Consider the following 18,868-nt stretch of genomic DNA (forward strand, 5'->3'; position numbering starts at 1 on the left):
GCTCGTCAGTACATTAACTTCAGTGCTCTCTAATATCTACTAAATAAGGCTTGCGTATTAAATCGAATTTATAAACGAAAAAATATTTATTATCTGCCTTTATTAGATTCCAAGTTGTTAATGGAACTTTAATTTTATCCGTACGAGTTTGGTCAGCATATATAATATTTATAAAATGATTTCCGCCTTTACTCTCCTTGCTTTCAATCGTGCCAACTGTGATACGAGTAGTCTCTATCGGCTTATAGATCCAAAATATGATGAAACTTACGAAAACAATCAAAACAACAATATACTTGTTTCTCATCAATTTAAGCATTGCTGCAGACCGCCCTTTCTAGTCTAATCGGTATTTTTTTGTTTGTAGAAGTTAATTATGGAAGTAATTTCACGTATTTGAATTTTGTTACAAATCATAAAACTAATTAATACTTTAGTCAATCATCTTTTCTAAGTAGACGCTTCACTTCCAATCAATAAAATAGCCACCGCAATGGGTGGCTAGTACAATTATTTAAAATGACCCTTCGGCTTTTTGCCGCTCCATCTTTCGTCAACCTTCTCAAAGGCCGATTGGTATCTCGCATCCACACTAATTCGGTATTGATTGGTTGTATTCTCCAGTGAGCAGTGCATTAAAAACATGCCAAAAATGAGTACATCGCCTGCCTGAAACTGAGTTGTCGCCCACTGACCACCGAACTTCTCTGTAATAACAAGCGGATCATCCGTGTAATGTCCCAAACCATCACGATCCGAATCTTTGGAACCATACGATTGCTTCAGCTTTTCAAATCGATGCGAGCCGAGGCAAATCGCCAGTCCCCCCATTTCATACGAAACATCTCCAAGAGGAGACCATACGGTATAGACATTCGGGGTACCTCTTCCCATGTAAACAATGTCGTAGTGCGCTCCTGTAAAATCACCTTTGCCTACCGCACGAAGCCACTTGTAATGATAAGTCAGTGACTGTTCTCCGAGAAATTCGTCGAAGAAACGCATGATGTGCTCCCCATTCAAAACATTAAGCAGTGCAGGTAGATCCTCGTTTGTTCCTCCAAAAAAAATCGTTTTGCTTCCATCTGCCATTACGCCATCTTCTAATTGCGTATCCCGATCTAGCTTTCCCATCTGTTTCATCTTTTCCAAAATATTTGTTCGAGCCTGCATCACCTTATCGCGATCATGAAACCCGCGGATCAGTAAATAACCGTCTTCCTCCATCCGATCGCGCAGCGCCTGAACATCATGAAAAATATCATTTGAGCTTCTGAGCTCTGTGAGCTCTTTTCCATCCATTTCTAATTCACGGCTTCCAACTTTAAGCTTCATTTCAATTACACTCCTCTACTCGGTATTTGTTCTAAGTGTAGAGGAAAATCATCTATGCATCCATGGATACATGTATTCACATCATGTATAATTGTACATATTATACATAGAATTCACGGTAATTTGTGAAATTAAATGTATATTAGAACAATGGAATGGAGTTGATTAATATGACCTACATGAATATTCCTTATATCCTTGGAAAAGAACCTATCAGCTTCCCTCAATTTAATTCGATTTGGAAAGTGCAGGCTGACGATGCATACAACATTATAACCAGTGAAGGATTCGTCGTTCCCGGTCTTTTTATTACTTATGAAGGTAAGGGCATCCTATCCCAAGGGAATGACCGCTATGAGCTGCAAGCAGGCACTTTCTTTTTCGTTCAGGAGGGAATTCCCTCCGAATACAAGTGTCAGGATAATAACTGGAAATTTTATTATCTTGATTTCAATTCCCTGGACGCCATTCGAAATCTGCAGCTCCCTGTAAGCAAGGTCGAAACAACAGGAAAAGTTGCAGAGGCAGTACTGCTGTGCGAGCGTATCATTGATACTTTGATTGCAGAATCCTTCGGCTACGCTTATTCTTCGAATATCTTCCTGCAACAATTATTGGTACTCTTTGCTAGAGAGCTTGAGTCAGGTCAGACCTCGCGCCAAACCGAACTCAACAATATATTAATCTATATCCATCGGAATATGGATAAGGGTATTCGGGTCGAAGAACTCATCGAACGCAGCGGCTTGTCGCGAACGTCCTTTTTTTCGCGCTTCCGCGCATTAACAGGCCAATCACCCAGCGAGTATATGCAAAATTTAAAGCTAGAATCGGCCAAAGTATCGCTGGAAACAACAAGCCTGTCAGTGAAGGAAATTTCATCCCAGCTGCAATTTTATGACGAGTTTCATTTCTCTAAGCTGTTTAAACGAAAGTATGGTCATTCTCCAAGCAATTGGCGGTCTTCCAGAGGAACATGAATCCTAGCTGAATGATGAATCGTTTTTTGTCCGTTCCGCTTTTACATGTTTCAGCTGGGCGACGATAATGACACTAATGATTGCCAGAAGGAACCATGAGCTAATCTTACTGAAACTGACCAGCTGCCAGGTTTGATTCTGATCAGGATATTTCCAAGCATTAAAAAATGTGGCTATATTTTCAGCTAACCAAATAAAAAAACCTACAATAATAAATGAAAGGGTTAAAGGCATTCGATAAGTTATAGCTCTGACCCTAAATATGATCCATGTTTTCCAGAATACAATAAATACAAGCGCCGTCAGCCACCAGCGAAAATCAGGAATAAAATGATGTGTGAAAAAGTTGAAATAAATGGCTCCTCCAAGCAGCGCCGATGGTACAAGCCCAGGCCAGCCCGTCATGTCCATTCGTAGTCTCCGCCAAACCTGACACATAAAGCTTGCAACACTTGCATACATAAATCCGCTATAGAGCGGGACACCAAGCAACTTTGTAAACCCTAGCTCCGGGTATGACCAAGAGCCCATCCTGACCTTATAGATCTCAAGCAGCAAACCAATGATGTGAAATATACAGATTACTTTGATTTCATCACGTGTCTCTAATCCGCTGCGATACATGAGATATTGCACGCCAAGCAGTACAAGTAGAATGGCATCATAACGATGAATGAAAGGTATTTCTACGATGTTAGAAAGAGCTAATGTTCCAAAAATCGCAATTGGAAATATGCAGCTCATCGCCTGATGGTAGCCAAAATGCAGTAGTTGTAACATTGATTTCAATTTGTTTCTCTCCTCACCATGACCAAAGGATAACATTTCACGACAGTGTCAACGTTCAACAACTGTCCTACGAGATAGAGCTCCTGCCATGTTAAATAAAAAAACAATTTCCTTTTCTACTCAGGAAATTGTTTTTTATTTTATTTTATTGTTCTATAAATTATGTTTATTTTTTTGATCATAGAAATGACAGCGAGCAACAATAATAAAATAATTCCACTTAAAAATAATAGATAACTTAATGGAATTAAAAAGAACAATGGTTCTATTAGCGTACCATCTGGAGCTACTTCAGATTTACCCATCATTCCGATAACTAGACAAATGATTCCCAAAAAAATTGGGATAGAAGCTAATTTTAACCACGCTGATAATCCTTTCTGTCTCATAAAAACCCTCCTCTTAGCTAACTATGAAAATAATATCGTCAATATCCGTGTAAGTCAATATAAATTTATCGCAAAACAATAAATGCTTGTTGTTTTAATTACTTTCAATGTTTTCCACTTTCGTATTTGTAAGCTCTCGCTCAAATCGTTTAGCTCAACGCCACAAATTCGTAACAACTTGCTCATTGTGCATCATTGCCCATTGGGCAATAATATAAGCAGGGATTATTTTTGAAAAAGCTTCCATTCTATTTAAAAGGGGTGAACGCTTAAGCGTTACATGATGAATAAACAAAGCCTACGCGATATCAAAAGAGAAGCAACCGCGAATGCGCTTGCCGATGCAGCTTTCGCTCTTGCTCTGGAAAGGGGAATGGATGGTTTCGTCGTCGAAGATGTCGTGCAGCGCGCCGGTTACTCCAGAAGAACGTTTGCCAACCACTACTCCTGTAAAGAGGAAGCGATAGCTTCGGCAGCTCTCATCTTTAAAGGCGCCGACGAAATTGGGAATTGGATCAAAAGCTTAAACGAGGACATGTCCCCACTCGACATTCTTCACCAGTTGATGAAGCTGCATCTGACAGGAGAACATATTGGAAAACTGCGACAGCTTGTATCATTTTCGAGGCAGCACCCTACGCTTGAGCCTTACATTTTAAGCGGACTGCGCCGTTTGCAAATTATGGCTCAGGAAACTTTAGATGAGTTTTCCCATGAACGATATCCCGATGGGTATACCCATCTCCTCGCCGGAGCTGTTTATGGAGCCATGCTCCCCATACTGGATGGCAGCCTGAGTGTGCTGTTACCAGGTCAATCAGCCGCTGAGACCCCAGAGGCCGTAACGTTCGATCAATATTTAGATACTATGTTTGGTTACTTGCGAAACGGATTTTAGTACACTACCTCACGTTATTCCTACATGCAAAGGAGAATCATTAACAGATGTCAACTTTTCTGTACAGATTGGGTAAGTCAGCCTATACCAAGCCATGGTATTTCATTATTAGCTGGATCGCAATTCTCGGAGTAGTGCTCGCTATACTCGGGGTCAATGGAATCCATGTAACGTCCGATATGAAAATTGAGGGAACGGAATCACAGAAGGTATTAGATCAATTGTCAGCGGAACTGCCAGAAGCTTCAGGCGGACAAGCCAGCATCGTGTTTACGGCTCCCAAAGACGAACGACTAGATACACCAGAGCGTTTGAGCGCAATTACTAAAGCTGTTAATGATGTTTATAACCTTGAATATGTTATTAATGCTGCTGAATTGGCTGCTAAAGCCGGCGCTTCAGCTCCAGAAAACGCTCAAGGGAGCGCACCACAACAAGGGGATGGAACAGCGCAAGCAACCACAGGTGAATTACCTCCCTTCGGCCCTCTAATGGTCAACGGTGTTCCGGTACCTGGCGTGATGCTTGCCTCTGACGGCAGCGTTGCCCTATTCCAATTCCAATTCACCGTTCAGCAAATGTCGCTTCCTGAATCGGTACCCGATTCCGTCATTGATGCCGCCATGTCTGTTGAACAAACGGGTATTCAAGCATTGCCAAGCGACTCGCTGTCAACTAAACCTTCCATTGGATCAACAGAAGCTATCGGTATTGCCGTAGCTGCCGTTGTGCTATTCATGACACTTGGTTCGGTTGTTGCAGCTGGCTTGCCTCTTCTAACTGCCTTAATGGGAGTAGGAATTAGCGTAGGAGGAGCATACGCCTTCTCAAAATTCATCCATATGACTGATCTCACTCCTGTTCTAGCGCTTATGGTTGGGCTTGCCGTCGGAATTGACTACTCGCTGTTTATCGTAAATCGTCAACGCCGCATGATTCTTGATCAGGGATTAAGTGCGCGGGAAGCAGCCAGCAGAGCAGTCGGCACTGCCGGAAGTGCAGTGTTTTTCGCTGGCTTGACCGTTATTATTGCTTTGTGCGGCATGCTTGTCATCGGAATTGGCTTCTTGTCTGCCATGGCGCTTGTTGCTGCGTTGGCTGTCCTCGTCAATGTTCTGGTTGCTTTAACTCTACTGCCGGCTCTGCTAGGTTTGCTTGGTGAACGCATCTGCTCGACAAAAGCGCGTACAAAGAGCAGCACCCAAACGAATAAAACTACTCAAGGGTTTGCACACCGCTGGGTAACGGCTGTAGCGAAAGGACGCTGGCTAGTTATTATTGCTGTTATTGTCATTCTTGGCGCAGCAGCACTACCAGTCGCAAAAATGGAAATGGGCATCCCTTCAGGTGCCACGGCTAACTTAGATACACCATCAAGGCAGAGCTATGACGCCATTTCAAACGGTTTTGGCGAAGGCTTCAATGGCCCGCTGCTCCTAGTAGCAAAGCCAAAAGGCGCATCGGACAAAGTGACGCCGGAATTGCTGAATGGTCTAGTGCAGGATCTAGGGAAGCATGAAAATGTTTCGCTTGTGACACCTATGGGCGTAAACAAAACCGGAGATATGGCGATTATTAGCCTCATCCCCAAAACAGGTCCAACGGATGCAGAAACCAAAAACCTAGTTCGTGAGATTCGAGCTTCTGATTCCAGCATGGCGCTAACGTATGATGTCACGGTTGGCGTTACTGGGTTCACAGCAATTAACATCGATATGTCATCAAAGCTGGCTGAGGTGTTCCCTCTCTACGTCGGCATTATCGTCATTCTATCGCTTATTATTCTGCTGCTCGTATTTCGCTCAATCATCGTTCCACTCAAAGCTACGGTTGGATTCCTTCTCAGTGTGCTCGCTACATTCGGGATTACTACGGCCGTATACCAATGGGGATGGCTTCACTCCCTCTTCGGCTTTGATACCGGAGGTCCGCTGCTCAGCTTTATGCCAATTATGGTTACCGGCATTCTTTACGGGCTGGCAATGGATTATCAGGTGTTCCTCGTCAGCTCCATGCGCGAGTCTTACGTACATGGTCATCACGGAACAGAGAGTGTCGTTCACGGCTACAATCAAGCCAGCCGTGTAGTAGTAGCCGCTGCCGTGATTATGGTGTCCGTGTTTGCAGGCTTTATTTTCGCACATGATATTATGATCAAGCAGATCGGATTTGCGCTCGCAATCGGCATTCTTATTGACGCTTTCTTCGTTCGCATGGCGCTTGTACCAGCTGTCATGGCTGTCTTTGGCGACAAAGCTTGGTGGCTGCCGAAATGGTTAGACCGCATGCTGCCGAACCTGGATGTCGAAGGTGATAAGCTTCTAGCTGAACTGAAGAGCCAGGAGAGCGCTGCTAACATTAAGGCTAAACCTCGTCGAGCATATTGATTCAATTTTCGCTAATTTGATTTACAAAAAAGGCAAACCAGATCATCTGGTTTGCCTTTTTTTACATATAATCCCGAAGTCATGCATCGGGAATTGTAGAAGAATTATTGAACCCATTAGATTGACAAAATTATGATTGAGGATTCGTTGGGGTATACTATCACGTATTGAGATTAAAATTCACTTTTTTGTATATTTTACAACATATTCTGAAATATTTTTTCTCATTTGCATTCACTTCCATTGCTTTGTATAAAGTTATTAGTGTATTATTTGTCCTTAGAATACAAAAAAATAGAACCGTAGAGGACGTGTTTACATGCAAGCAAAAATTACACTTCAAGAAGGTCAAAGACTAATTACGAACAAAGATTTTGAAGTTGCCATTGCTCAAAAAGCAATAATCAAACCAATGCAAAACGGCATGCAGATTAGACCAGCTTCAACCATAACAGGATATAACGATGATTCCGTTCGTATGTCAGATGGAAGCATTATTCACAGAACAGCAAATTCATTTTTCGTTTAAAAAACAATGTCTACAAGGCCGATGTAAAAATCGGTTTTTTTATTTTTTATATGACCCTTAACATTATGATTAACAACTGAATGTGAGCATGGAACAAAAAAAAGCAAGGAAACTTCCCCTGCTTTTTTTACTTTATTTAATTGATTTATAATACTCCGCAAACACGTCAGCGAAAGCTTCTGCAGTTTGGAGATTTTCTTCTAACGTATTATTTACTCCCCCAAATTCCAGAAGCAGGCTTCCATTAGAGACGGACTGGTTGTACTCGGCATTCCCCTGGTGGGCGCTTTTCATAAGAACTCCCCTCGATATGCCAGGATACTTCTTGTTCAATAAAGCGTTTAACGCTTCGGCGAACTTTTTGTTTTCCTTATGTGCAGGATTAGCGTCTCCAATGACGAACATAATGCGCGCATACGTTTTACCATTAATGACAACCGTTGTTTTGTTGCGCGGAACATCAGCGTCACGGTGAATATCGAAGAAATAGGATAGTGATGAATTAGCCTTCATCGCCTTGTCGACTGCTTTACGCGATTCAACGTAGGCTTTTGTGTAGCTTAATTTCTGTTCATTCAATCTTTCAGTAAAGTCGGTCTGTTCAACAATGGAGGCTATCCCTTTTTTCTGAAGACTCTCAGCAAGCTTCTTGCCTACAAGCGTAATGTTCACTTTGGCATCGTCGACGGAGGTCCCTTTTGAATTACCTAATACATTTCTCCAGGACTCCCTATTATGCGTATGATAGATATACACTTTACTGCCGCTTTGTTTGTTACTCCCCGTGTTCACAACCCAATTAGCAACGTAAGCGGTTCCTCCACTAGGCAGCGATACTTTATACCAATCTCCTTCTAGTCCGACGACAGGAAAGGTTTCTCCCGCTCTCGCCTTGGCAACAATCTCATAATCTAAACCAGGGCCTTTGCGCAAATTAGTAGTATCTACGATATTTACTATAGCTTCCTTATCTTGACCACCACTCGGCTTGTTGGTATTTTCCTGGTTTTGTCCATTATTTGAAGTAGGTTGGCTGCCACTACTCTCAACCGTCTCCACTACCCAATTTGCAACATAAGCCGTGTTACCGCTGGAAAGAGTTACTTTGTACCATTCCCCTTTCGATCCAACGATTGGATAAGAAGTGCCAGCCTTCGCTTTGGCAACAATCTCATATTCAAGTCCCGGTCCTTTGCGCAAATTGGTAGTATCCACAATTTTAGCGATTGTTTCTTTCTTTTGAACGGTTTGAGCGTACTGTTGTACTCCCTGGCTTAGCTTTTTTCCTGCCGACAAGTTCTGAATTGACGCATAGGCAGAATCGGATCCCCCTGCTAATAAAGAAAGAATGATCGTTCCACCCAATAGTTGATTTCTTAATCTCAAAGCTAACTTTCCTCCATTTCAAATACTTATTCTACGAATTTCGACAGCAATGGAGGAAAATCCTTCTAATCTATTTTCTAGAACGCGAAAATGAGCGTAAATTCCTAGTAGAGTCATTCAAAAGACATGACAGATAAAGACAAATCAATTTATCAAGCACTCATATGTAACTATATTTTTTACGAGCACCTATTTTTTCAACTGTGACACTATTGTTTTTAACTCAATTAAGTCATCTATGACGATATCTGCCTGAGAGAGTTCGTCTTCTTGTGCAAAATCAAAGTTGCATCCAATGGCAACTAAACCATTTTCTTTGGCTGCATTTATATCCGATAGACGATCTCCTACTACAACTGCGTTGGTAATACCGTATTTCTCAATGATGCTTTGAACTAAATCTGATTTATTCAGTGATTCAATTTGTTGAATACTAAAGGCTTCAGTAACCCAGGTATCCAAATGATAATAACTAACGATTGCTTTTAAATAATCCGTTAAACCATTGCTAGCTATGTATATTGAAAATCCATTGTCTTTTAGATAACTAAAAACTTCTTTTACATTAGGATATAAAGCACCATTCCCGCTTCTAATGTTTTCAATTAATCGTTCTAGAAAGTATAAGTCCGTTTGTTCCCTTATTTCTTTGGAATGGTTGGGCAAGAGAGTTTCCCAAACCTTCGGTAAAGGTATACCCATAATTTCGCGGTATTTATCAATAGGCGTTGCGCTGTCCCATTCATTTATTGACCTTAACTGATCAAACGCATCTTCAAGTGATATTTCTAAAATTTTATTTGTTTGAAATAGTGTTCCGTCCATATCAAAGATTAGTGATAGTGACATTTCTTCCTCTCCCTTTATAAAATACATGATCATTCCCACTTTAACACAAATCATTGAAGTTAACTGCTCAATTACAGTACGAGGCTGCCGATTCATACCGGCAGCCTCGTTCATTTTAAGCTATAGTAACCCATTCTTTCTTTCCATTAATGAATATTCAATAATCTGATCCAACAGTTGGCTGAATGAAATTCCCGCAGCTTTGGCGCTTTTGGGCAGAAGGCTATTTTTCGTCAAGCCAGGCAATGTGTTCACTTCCATTACATAAGGAATTCCATCTTTAATCATCATGTCGATTCGGGCGTAAACGCTGCATTTTAATGTCTTGTAACAGCCCAGTGCAGAAGCACGAACCCGTTCGAAAATCTCAGGAGGCAGCTGAATCACTTGTTCATCGGCTCCACCGTCATCATACTTGGAAGAATAATCAAAAAATTCGGATTGAGAACGAATAGCGATGATAGGAAGAAGTTTACCGTTTAAAATGGAGCAGGTTATTTCCTCGCCTTCGATGTATTGCTCGATCAATACTTCATTATCCCATCGAAAGGTTTCTAATATCTCATCAACTAACGTTTCTTTGTTTTTTATTATTTTGACTCCTAAACTCGATCCGCCTGAATTTGGCTTCACGATAACCGGATAACCCAGTCGTTCGACATATTCAACACATAATTCATCTGCACTATTCAAATGAATCCAGTCAGGAGTATCGATGCCGTCATGACGAAAAAGCTTTTTGGATATATTTTTATCCATGCTCAAGCTGCTCGATAAAACACCGCACCCCGTATAAGGAACGCCAAGTGTTTCAAGCGCCCCTTGAATCGTTCCATCCTCTCCATACTTCCCATGAAGCGCAAGCAGAGCTACATCAATATTTTTCACTTTTTCAATGAGTTCATCTTTTCGATTGATTTCAATCGGATACAACTCATATTTTTCTCTATCCAAATTAGCAATCATTTCGCGTCCAGTCATAAGGGATACTTCTTTTTCTGATGAAATACCCCCCATTATCACTCCAACTCTCATAGCTGTCTCTCCTTCATCATTTGTTTAGCCGTATCACCTATAATTTGAATCCCTTTTATGATGTCCTCATCTACTACTCGTGAGAAACCAAGCCGCATCGTATGATGACCTTTATTATCTGTAAAAAAAGTGTTGCCTGGAGTAAATATGACACCTTTGTAGCGACAGTATTCTAATAAGACATTGGTATCAAAGTTATCTTCGAATTCAATAAAAACATGAAGCCCTCCGTCGCCTGAAAGGCGTCTTAACGGAATAAACGCTTTACAGCACCGAATGACTAATTCACATTTTCGTTTATATTCAGATTTGGCTTTCTTCAAATACTTCTCGAAGTTGCCATTATGAAGATATTGATAAAGTAAGGATTGATCTAACGTGGAGGTGTGGATGCTTCGCGCACGCTTTACACTTTCCAGATAATAAATGAGCTCTTTCTCAGCCAAGACCCATCCAACCCGGAGGCCAGGGAAAAGGATTTTCGAAAAACTGCCCAGATAGATGACACTATTTCCATTTCCATTACATGCAAGTAAAGGGGCAATGTGGTCTCCTGAAAACCTTAGCTCCTCGTTGAACCCATCTTCAATAAGCGGGACTTGATATTTATGGAGCAGCTTGATGACTTCCATTCGTTTATGGGGAGACATCACAATACCCGTTGGATTATGATAAGAAGGTACAAGATAGGTTAAATCAAAGGATCGTTCTGATAATGCTCTCTCCAGCTCCACAAGATTAATTCCGTCTTGCTCCATTTTGATACCCTCAATATCAAATCCATGCATCTTAAACAGTTTAATTGCCGCATGATGGGTAGGATTCTCGCAAAGGACACGACCATTTTTCTTAATTAAAGCCGATAAAATGAGATCTAATCCTTCTGTAAAACCGTTCGTAATCAGAATATCCTTACCCTCTAGATTTACCCCTTTATTCTCCATATATCGAAGTAAATATTCCATTAAAGGCTTGTAGCCTTGTGCATATCCATAGTTTAAGATGATTTCACCCTCTATGGACATCCGATCTAAAAATGCTCGTTTGACATTATCGAGATCAAACAGTTTCCCATCCGGTGCGATACTTGTGAAATTGATTTCTCCTGTGCTCGAACGTATCCCGTGCTTGCTAAGATCCATTTCTTCAGCAATCTTCGTTTGTTTACTAATATTTTGCTTCCAATCAAGCTGCCATGAAGGGTCAGTTGCTGCCTCACCGAATTTTTGAGCAACAAAGCTCCCTTTTCCTTTATCTACATACACAAAACCTTCGTCTTTCAAGTCTGCGTATGCATTAACTACCGTATTTCTACTGACATTCAGCATAGAACTGAGTTCGCGCGTGGACGGGAGCTTCTGATTCGCTTGCAATACACCTAAAGTAATTAAACTTTTCATGTAATCTTTTACTTGGGTATAGGCAGGGCTGTCATCCGTCAAATTGAATTCAGTAAACATCCAATCCCCCCTAGAAATATAATGACATACATTAATCAATATAATAAGATCCACGATGTCTGATTTTCAGGCTACCTGTGGATAGGAATAACCCATCAGAAATATCAACAATCGCGCTCAAATGACAGGGATGATACTTCCCCATAACGCAAACGTTCGTATTAATCTTCTTTAATAAGCTTCCATACCTTTTTTGAATAAACTAACCAAACCTTGTAATCCCTAATTTCTTTTCTAAAATCGTATACGCTGTCCATATCAATGTCATGACCAATAAAGGTTACCGGTATTCTTAATTCAGTTTTACTTTTTTGAATTTTTGACAAGTCAATCAATAATCCATCTCTTGTCCATTCTAAAAGTACCGATGATATGTCCTTTGGAATTTCTTGAACCTGCCTACCGATTAGTTTATGAAGCTTAAAAGTAATCACTTTAGCTAAAAGAACTTCATAATCATATAAATCTGTAACATAAAGCTTGTTAAACCAGCCATCATCATGTGCAAAATAAGCAAACCTCAGCTTTGGTATATGATGCAATGGCTCACCCATTTGGCCAAAAAACAATAATTCAGCGATTTGATTGTTGCTTAAAGCATTTAATTCCTCTTCTTTGGAGAAATCTACCCAACAAAAATCTCCATAGTCATACACGTTTTCTTCAATTAATTCATCCAATCCTTGCTTCAAAACATAATGAAGTCTAGCATGCCGATTCGTCTGTACGTTATGAAAATCATGTTTAAGAAGTATAAGGTTCTCCGGCCTATGATGTACACAGTTCATAAATTCATGAAATTCGATTCCATAGGAGCAAAAATAATTCGTTTCATGCTCCCCGCTTACATATATTAAATCCCTAATTTGCTTACTTTTCTTCATTAAATTTACCCCTCAAAAGGAAAGAATGGTTCCTATTTCTATAGTACTACATCCTGCATAGGCGTTACTCAAAACAATGCAAAAACCCCGACCTCTTTTAAGGTCGGGGTTTCACATCACTTACTTTTACTCCTATGCCAATGCTATGAATTTAAAATATAATATCAGTTTATTTACTAGCCAAAAACTCATCCAACTGGCGCTGAATCTCAGCTACGTATTCATCAATCCCTGCTGCTTTTAGCTTCTTAATCGCTTTCGGATATTCCGTTTCAAAATCAACAAAGCCTGAGCGTATAGCCGCTAAGTCCTTGCCTGCTACTTCTTTTAGGGCAGTCTCAATCAATTTTACTTTCTCATTATTAAATCGGAAGCCGAGTGAAGCGGAAGTTACTGCCTCGTCATCCCACGTTTTATAATGATCAATAGATTCTTGTGCTACGTCCGGTCCAAACAATTGATAATTCTGGTTTCTAAACATCCATTCATAGAAAAACTCATTAGCAGTCAGCTTTTTGATTCTTCCATCTACAATCTCGTAATCCTTGCCTTCAACGCCATAGAGCGCTAATTGATAATTTTCTTTGGATTTATAAATCCAATTCACAAATTTTATCGCACCCTCTGGATTAGGAGCCGTTACCGGAACGCCAAGAACTTCTCCTCCTGTTGCAGTAATATAACGAGGTTTCTCAGGTGCCAAAAGATAAGTCTTCACTCTAGCATCAGGTGCATTTGCTTTTATTGCATCTATAATTTCCATTTCTTTGCCTAACGAGCCTTCAACCCATAAGTATAGACCTGTCTGCATGCGAGAATCCCGTTCATTGTATTTGATAGTCAGATCCTCTGTATAAAGCCCTGCATCATACATACTGCGGTTAAATTTCGCTACTTTTTGGAAAGCTTCTGATTCATAATAGCTATGTGCTTTTTTACTGTCTTCGCCAAATACGATTAAGTCTTCTACTGCAATAAAGTTATACTGCTCTTCTGTAAAATATCTGGTGAGAGGTTTAAAGACAATATCAGCTGGCCCTTTCATTTCCGGAAACTGTTTTTTCGCTTTGGTAGCAAACTCTTTTAAATCTTCAGCTGTTTTTATTTCGTTCATCCCAACAGCCTCTAGTATATCCTGACGTACTGCTACCAGTTGATACATGGCTGATGACGGAGCATACGCCGATGGAATCCCATGAATTTTGCCGTCAATTACCGCACCCTGAAACTGTTCCATCGGCAGCACTTTGAGCATATCCTGGCCATACTGCTTAATTAGATCATCCAACGGCATGCTTTGCTTCTTATTCACAATGGTAGAAAGGTCGGGAAGACCATCCCAATAAAGATCAATCGGTTCATTTGCAGCGAGCATAATATCTTTTTGCTCCCAGTACTGAGCCCATGGCACAAAAATAACTTTCAACTTTAATCCGAGATCGGCTGCCATTTTCTCTGAAAATTCATTTCCAAGAAATTCAGTCATACGATCACTTTCGTCCCCCGGGTACAAGATGGTGAGTGTTTCGAGCTTCCCCTTTCCTCCAACCTCTTCCTTGTTGCTACACGCTGCAAGAATTGAAGTAGAAACTAGCATTAAAACCAAAAAGATAAGCATTTTACTGGATTTCATTGATAACCCTCCCTATTTAATGGTTAATGTATGTTAGGCCTAGATAGGCTACAAACCATGTATCGCTTATTCCTTTACTGCGCCCGCCATAATGCCATGAACGAAATACTTTTGAATAAAAGGAAATAGGAAAATAATAGGACCAATTGTAATTACGGTAATTGCCATCTTTACGGTTTCTGCTGGCAGCGTTATGTTACCGGAAGCCCCAGAGGGAATACGGCCGGAGCTGATCGCATTTACATTCGATAGAATGTTGTAGAGATAGTATTGCAGCGGAAATAGATCCTTATCGTTGATGAAGATGAGTGCATTCCACCAATCATTCCAATAATTCAGCGCATACATTAATCCCACTGTGAGCAGAGCAGTCTTGCTTAAAGGAAGAGCTACTTTTAAATAAATGGTAAAATAATTAGCTCCATCCATCTCCGCTGCTTCGTATAAAGACGGTGAAATGCTAGAAAAATACGTTCGCAGCAAAAACATATTCCATACGCTAAAAATAGAAGGAAGGATTAATGCTAAAATACTATTTTTCAAACCGTAATAATTCACGCTAACCATATACCACGGAATCAAGCCGGCCGAGAAAATAATCGTAAAGTTGCTAATGAATGCGATAATATTGCGATATCTCAGCTTTTTTACGGATATCGAGAATGCAATCATACTTGTAATCAGCAATGCGCTTACCGTACCAATTACAGTTACAAAGACGGTTACGCCATAAGACTTCAATATCTTCATGCCACTATTCACATAGATATATTTATACGTATCCAAACTTGGACTCAGCGGGATAATCGAATAACCATTTTTGACAATGGCCTGCTCAGATGAGAAGGAAACACTTAAGGTCAATACAAGCGGGTATAAACAAACGAGTGCAAATAAGCCAATAAAACAGTACGCCAAGCTCTTTACGAGTTTATCTCCAAGCAATCGATTAGTTTCCATTATTAAAATAGACCCTCTCCATCGTTTATTTTCTTAGCCGATTTGTTAGCTGCAGAGATTAGAATTAATCCCATTAGAGACTGAAATAATCCGATTGCAGTCGAATAAGAAAAGCCCAACGTACGCATAGACTGGTAAACATAAGTATCGATGACGGTAACCTCGTCAATAAGTACCGGGTTATTGCCGACAATGCCGTATATCATACCAAAGTCACCATAAAAGATCCGTCCAACGCTTAGTAAAGTTAAGACAATGATCGTTGGTTTTAACATAGGAATCGTTAAGAAAACAATGCGCTGCAGCTTATTCGCGCCATCTACTTTCGCTGCTTCATACAAGCTCCCATCAAAGTTAGCCATTGCAGCCATGTAAAGAATCGAGCTATACCCGCTCCACTTCCAAACACTCGATAGAATAATGATCCATTTCCAATACTTCGGTTCTGAATACCATCTAATCGGATCTGCCCCAAAAAATTCCAAAATATTGTTGGCAACACCTACATCCGTTGAGAAGATCCCATAAAGAATAGCGCCTACTACAACCCACGATATAAAATAGGGAAAAAACATCATGCTTTGAGCAATCCGCTTAAACGATTTATTGCGTATCTCGTTTAAGAAAACAGCGATACTGACTGGAACAATAATGCCTAATATGAGGCTGAAAAAGTTAATGTATAAGGTGTTATAGGTAACCTTCCAGCCCATGCTATTTTTAGAGAAAAAGTAAGTGAAGTTATCAAGACCAACAAATTTACTGCCAAATATGCCGTCAACTACATTAAAGTCGGTAAATGCCATCCATATTCCTGCAAAAGGGATGTAGCTGAACATGATTAATACAACAAGCGCAGGCACGCACATGAGATACAATATTCTGTTTTTCTTTATCTCATATAAGAAACCTTTCACAACTGAACTCATTACATCACTACCTTTGCATCGTTATCGAGCGGCTATCGCGTAATGTTTCTTGCAGCTCTTCCTTTAAATGATCGATATCAATTACTGTACCTGTAACCCTTGCTCTCTCAGCTGCATAGGCCATAATGTGACTTTCTACTGATCTATCAATGGAAGATCTGCTGTTGCTGTCCTCATTTTCTAAATTGTCCAAGAAATCGATCATCAGTCCTGTATCCCCGCCATTATGTCCGCCATTCATCGCAGCTGGCCGGATCACGGTGTGCTCATATTGTTCAGACATATTGGATGTGAACCGCGTTACTTCAATGATATTTAAGCTGTCATCACCTCTAATTTCTCCATGCTCGCACATAATTTTAAGCGTACGATACATCTTATTGGTAAAACCGCTTAAATTAAAGGTGACCGTTACGCCATTTTTGAACTCAATAATGGATGCTTGATGGTCACAAACATTATTATCAGACCGATAAACACAACGTCCATAAGGGCTTGTTTCCAAAGCCTTCAATAATCCCTCTTCAGTCTGATCCACTGAAATTGTTGTAGCCGGCCATTGTCCTCTGATAGGAAGATAAGCCTTTCTGGCATCGAAGCGGCAATCTGCGGCAACTTTACAGTCTAGGCATCGATCAGCGCTATTAGCTGGTGCATTCTCTTCTTTAAAATAAGTCAGGTCCCCATAGGAAGAAATCCGCTTCGCATCACTGTCCACAAGCCATGCCAATATATCCATATCATGACAGGATTTCTGCATAATAATTGGGCTCGCTAGGTCGCTGTTTCTCCAATTCCCCCTTACAAAAGAATGAGCCATATGATAATTTCCGACGTTTTCATTATGCTGAATGGTTATGATCTTTCCCAGCTCATTGCTATCAATAATTTTTTTTATTTCTGCGAAGAAATTTGTATATCGGAGCACATGACAAACGATAACTTTGCGACCTTTTTCATTTGCTTTTTGTTGTATTCTTAAACATTCCTCCGGACTTGGCGAAATTGGTTTTTCCAACAGAATGTCATAACCAAGATCAAGCGCTTCCATCGTTTGCGTATAATGGTCTCTGTCCATCGAAGAAATAATAAGAGCGTCGCAAATTTTTCCCAATCGATAAAATTCATCTACAGATTGAAATTGATTCTCCAGAGGGATGCCGAACTGATCGGCTGCTACCTTTCTTCTATTGTCATTTGGTTCAACTACCGCAACAATTTCTACTGTTTTGCTTGCGTATTCTGAATAAATCATGCCTCTTTGCCCTGCTCCGATTAATGCAAGTTTCAAATCAACTACCTCCAGCGTATGAGTTTTTATCCAAGATGCACTCTATTACTATTCCGGCAATTTAGGATCTTCCAATGGATAATATCCTTCGGGATAATAGGTATCCCATATATTCAAAAGAGGATCTTCACTTGTGATTTCAACGTTCACAGTACCTGCCTCGTAATAACCGTCCTGCACGTTGCTTTGTATATTCAGATTGATGAATGTTCGGTCTTCGAAAAACAAGCCAAAGCTTAATGTATAATTTCCCGGCGGCATATCCGGCAATTGTATAATCTCGTTATGGACAAGATCCCCCGTTAACCATGACTCCGTTGCAGCGTGGATGGGAATTTCATACGATACATCCCCTTGCACTAATTTCACCCACAAACGAAATTCACGGTAATTTCTTGAAGTCCCTGTGTTAACAAACCAGAACCGAAGCGGTAAGCTGCCCCCGCTAGAAACGTTCTCTGGATATGTCAATCTTCGTAGAGTAAGGTCATACCCAAGCTCTATTTCCAAATTAGAAAGGCTTGCATGCCATCGATGCGCCTCACGCCTACTATTAGGACCGCATACATTATCGGTAAAATGCAGGACGACCGGATAACTCTTCCATACCTGCTGCAGCTTCTGTTTGGCAAATGCTTCACAGCATGTTATCCAGTTATCTTCACTGCAATTAACGATCAATCCAAACCCACGACCATGTTCCCTTAAGTATTGAATTAGTCTTGCATTGTGCAGATCAGCAAGAAGCGTCGTGAATTCAAAAGAATCCATATAGGCATTCCATTCTTCCTTACCGTCAGCGAGAGTCGATATTACAACTCCTTCAAGTCGACTATCTGAATCTATATAACTCCCAACTTTTCTTATAAAAGCAGCAAAACATTCATCAACATGACCTTTCACCCATAAAGGTAAGTCCGGTTTGATCCTAAGTATTGGATTTCTTGCTGATTTAAGTGCTACCTTCAGCTGTTCGAGTTTGTATTCCCCTCTAGTTGGCTCTAGTTCATTCCATGAATAAGAAACATATTGGAAAGCACCATTTCTTGATTGAGCGTCATTACTCGGTAATGGATAAGGCCGGAATTTTACGGTTTTATACTTCTCGTAGTTTTCAAGCGAATATTTACCCAT

The 18,868-nt window shown here is 40.5% G+C and carries 18 protein-coding genes; 4 read left to right on the forward strand and 14 right to left on the reverse strand.

The genetic code is table 11. From position 1 onward, the window contains the following. Nucleotides 1–19: 19 nt before the first annotated feature. A complete protein-coding gene (locus AC0VYE_RS19485; protein WP_076265607.1) occupies nt 20–319 on the reverse strand; it encodes a hypothetical protein in 300 nt (99 codons plus the stop codon). Between the two features lie 191 nt (nt 320–510). Then, nucleotides 511–1,335: a phytanoyl-CoA dioxygenase family protein gene (locus tag AC0VYE_RS19490; RefSeq protein ID WP_076265606.1), complete on the reverse strand. Its 825-nt coding sequence runs from the start codon at nt 1,333–1,335 to the stop codon at nt 511–513. A 170-nt stretch (nt 1,336–1,505) separates the two neighbouring features. On the opposite strand from AC0VYE_RS19490, the gene AC0VYE_RS19495 reads away from it, so the two are divergent. Continuing rightward, nucleotides 1,506–2,315, forward strand: a complete 810-nt coding sequence (locus tag AC0VYE_RS19495) for an AraC family transcriptional regulator (RefSeq protein ID WP_475442629.1) — start codon at nt 1,506–1,508, stop codon at nt 2,313–2,315. A gap of 3 nt (nt 2,316–2,318) precedes the next feature. On the opposite strand, the gene AC0VYE_RS19500 is transcribed toward AC0VYE_RS19495, so the two are convergent. Together AC0VYE_RS19500 and AC0VYE_RS19505 are read right to left on the reverse strand one after the other, a co-directional pair. Continuing rightward, nucleotides 2,319–3,095 carry a DUF817 domain-containing protein gene (locus AC0VYE_RS19500; RefSeq protein ID WP_076266087.1) on the reverse strand — a complete coding sequence of 259 codons (777 nt, stop codon included), beginning with the start codon at nt 3,093–3,095 and terminating at the stop codon, nt 2,319–2,321. Between the two features lie 149 nt (nt 3,096–3,244). Next, nucleotides 3,245–3,493 (reverse strand): DUF3955 domain-containing protein, encoded by a 249-nt coding sequence (locus AC0VYE_RS19505; protein ID WP_076265604.1) that lies wholly within the window; start codon nt 3,491–3,493, stop codon nt 3,245–3,247. Between the two features lie 280 nt (nt 3,494–3,773). Between AC0VYE_RS19505 and AC0VYE_RS19510 the strand changes: the two genes are divergently transcribed. The 3 genes from AC0VYE_RS19510 (at nt 3,774) to AC0VYE_RS19520 (ending at nt 7,307) form a co-directional block, all read left to right on the forward strand. After that, entirely contained in the window at nt 3,774–4,391 is a 618-nt protein-coding gene (locus AC0VYE_RS19510; RefSeq protein WP_475442630.1) for a TetR/AcrR family transcriptional regulator, read from the forward strand. A gap of 47 nt (nt 4,392–4,438) precedes the next feature. Continuing rightward, nucleotides 4,439–6,778 carry an MMPL family transporter gene (locus tag AC0VYE_RS19515; RefSeq protein ID WP_475442631.1) on the forward strand — a complete coding sequence of 780 codons (2,340 nt, stop codon included), beginning with the start codon at nt 4,439–4,441 and terminating at the stop codon, nt 6,776–6,778. Nucleotides 6,779–7,097: 319 nt separating this feature from the next. After that, nucleotides 7,098–7,307 (forward strand): hypothetical protein, encoded by a 210-nt coding sequence (locus AC0VYE_RS19520; protein ID WP_076265602.1) that lies wholly within the window; start codon nt 7,098–7,100, stop codon nt 7,305–7,307. A gap of 132 nt (nt 7,308–7,439) precedes the next feature. Here the strand turns inward: AC0VYE_RS19520 and spoIIP are convergent, their stop codons facing one another. From spoIIP to AC0VYE_RS19570, 10 genes are all read right to left on the reverse strand, one after another. Beyond that, on the reverse strand, nt 7,440–8,693 hold the full coding sequence (spoIIP, locus tag AC0VYE_RS19525) for a stage II sporulation protein P (protein WP_076265601.1): 1,254 nt from the start codon (nt 8,691–8,693) through the stop codon (nt 7,440–7,442). 189 nt (nt 8,694–8,882) lie between these two features. Next, complete coding sequence (locus AC0VYE_RS19530; protein ID WP_475442632.1) at nt 8,883–9,638, reverse strand: HAD family hydrolase; 756 nt, start codon at nt 9,636–9,638, stop codon at nt 8,883–8,885. 24 nt (nt 9,639–9,662) lie between these two features. Beyond that, nucleotides 9,663–10,577: a D-alanine--D-alanine ligase gene (locus tag AC0VYE_RS19535; protein WP_475442633.1), complete on the reverse strand. Its 915-nt coding sequence runs from the start codon at nt 10,575–10,577 to the stop codon at nt 9,663–9,665. After that, a complete protein-coding gene (pdxR, locus tag AC0VYE_RS19540; RefSeq protein ID WP_475442634.1) occupies nt 10,574–12,037 on the reverse strand; it encodes a MocR-like pyridoxine biosynthesis transcription factor PdxR in 1,464 nt (487 codons plus the stop codon). Before pdxR ends, AC0VYE_RS19535 begins: the two co-directional genes overlap by 4 nt. A 161-nt stretch (nt 12,038–12,198) precedes the next feature. Next, nucleotides 12,199–12,921 (reverse strand): hypothetical protein, encoded by a 723-nt coding sequence (locus AC0VYE_RS19545; RefSeq protein WP_475442635.1) that lies wholly within the window; start codon nt 12,919–12,921, stop codon nt 12,199–12,201. Between the two features lie 169 nt (nt 12,922–13,090). Further along, entirely contained in the window at nt 13,091–14,554 is a 1,464-nt protein-coding gene (locus AC0VYE_RS19550) for an ABC transporter substrate-binding protein (RefSeq protein WP_475442636.1), read from the reverse strand. A gap of 66 nt (nt 14,555–14,620) precedes the next feature. Next, complete coding sequence (locus AC0VYE_RS19555) at nt 14,621–15,514, reverse strand: carbohydrate ABC transporter permease (RefSeq protein ID WP_475442637.1); 894 nt, start codon at nt 15,512–15,514, stop codon at nt 14,621–14,623. A gap of 2 nt (nt 15,515–15,516) precedes the next feature. Then, nucleotides 15,517–16,443 carry an ABC transporter permease gene (locus AC0VYE_RS19560; protein ID WP_076265595.1) on the reverse strand — a complete coding sequence of 309 codons (927 nt, stop codon included), beginning with the start codon at nt 16,441–16,443 and terminating at the stop codon, nt 15,517–15,519. Nucleotides 16,444–16,450: 7 nt separating this feature from the next. After that, nucleotides 16,451–17,734, reverse strand: a complete 1,284-nt coding sequence (locus tag AC0VYE_RS19565) for a Gfo/Idh/MocA family protein (RefSeq protein ID WP_475442638.1) — start codon at nt 17,732–17,734, stop codon at nt 16,451–16,453. Between the two features lie 48 nt (nt 17,735–17,782). Next, entirely contained in the window at nt 17,783–18,868 is a 1,086-nt protein-coding gene (locus AC0VYE_RS19570) for a DUF4832 domain-containing protein (RefSeq protein ID WP_475442639.1), read from the reverse strand.

This window comes from Pristimantibacillus sp. Z349TD_6 (assembly GCF_056173205.1).

Coding starts and splice junctions, on each gene's coding strand:
- AC0VYE_RS19485 (WP_076265607.1), bottom strand. CDS start 319: ATGCTTAAATTGATGAGAAACAAGTATATTGTTGTTTTGATTGTTTTC.
- AC0VYE_RS19490 (WP_076265606.1), bottom strand. CDS start 1,335: ATGAAGCTTAAAGTTGGAAGCCGTGAATTAGAAATGGATGGAAAAGAG.
- AC0VYE_RS19495 (WP_475442629.1), top strand. CDS start 1,506: ATGACCTACATGAATATTCCTTATATCCTTGGAAAAGAACCTATCAGC.
- AC0VYE_RS19500 (WP_076266087.1), bottom strand. CDS start 3,095: ATGTTACAACTACTGCATTTTGGCTACCATCAGGCGATGAGCTGCATA.
- AC0VYE_RS19505 (WP_076265604.1), bottom strand. CDS start 3,493: ATGAGACAGAAAGGATTATCAGCGTGGTTAAAATTAGCTTCTATCCCA.
- AC0VYE_RS19510 (WP_475442630.1), top strand. CDS start 3,774: ATGATGAATAAACAAAGCCTACGCGATATCAAAAGAGAAGCAACCGCG.
- AC0VYE_RS19515 (WP_475442631.1), top strand. CDS start 4,439: ATGTCAACTTTTCTGTACAGATTGGGTAAGTCAGCCTATACCAAGCCA.
- AC0VYE_RS19520 (WP_076265602.1), top strand. CDS start 7,098: ATGCAAGCAAAAATTACACTTCAAGAAGGTCAAAGACTAATTACGAAC.
- AC0VYE_RS19530 (WP_475442632.1), bottom strand. CDS start 9,638: ATGAATCGGCAGCCTCGTACTGTAATTGAGCAGTTAACTTCAATGATT.
- AC0VYE_RS19535 (WP_475442633.1), bottom strand. CDS start 10,577: ATGAGAGTTGGAGTGATAATGGGGGGTATTTCATCAGAAAAAGAAGTA.
- pdxR (WP_475442634.1), bottom strand. CDS start 12,037: ATGTTTACTGAATTCAATTTGACGGATGACAGCCCTGCCTATACCCAA.
- AC0VYE_RS19545 (WP_475442635.1), bottom strand. CDS start 12,921: ATGAAGAAAAGTAAGCAAATTAGGGATTTAATATATGTAAGCGGGGAG.
- AC0VYE_RS19550 (WP_475442636.1), bottom strand. CDS start 14,554: ATGAAATCCAGTAAAATGCTTATCTTTTTGGTTTTAATGCTAGTTTCT.
- AC0VYE_RS19555 (WP_475442637.1), bottom strand. CDS start 15,514: ATGGAAACTAATCGATTGCTTGGAGATAAACTCGTAAAGAGCTTGGCG.
- AC0VYE_RS19560 (WP_076265595.1), bottom strand. CDS start 16,443: ATGAGTTCAGTTGTGAAAGGTTTCTTATATGAGATAAAGAAAAACAGA.
- AC0VYE_RS19570 (WP_475442639.1), bottom strand. CDS start 18,868: ATGGGTAAATATTCGCTTGAAAACTACGAGAAGTATAAAACCGTAAAA.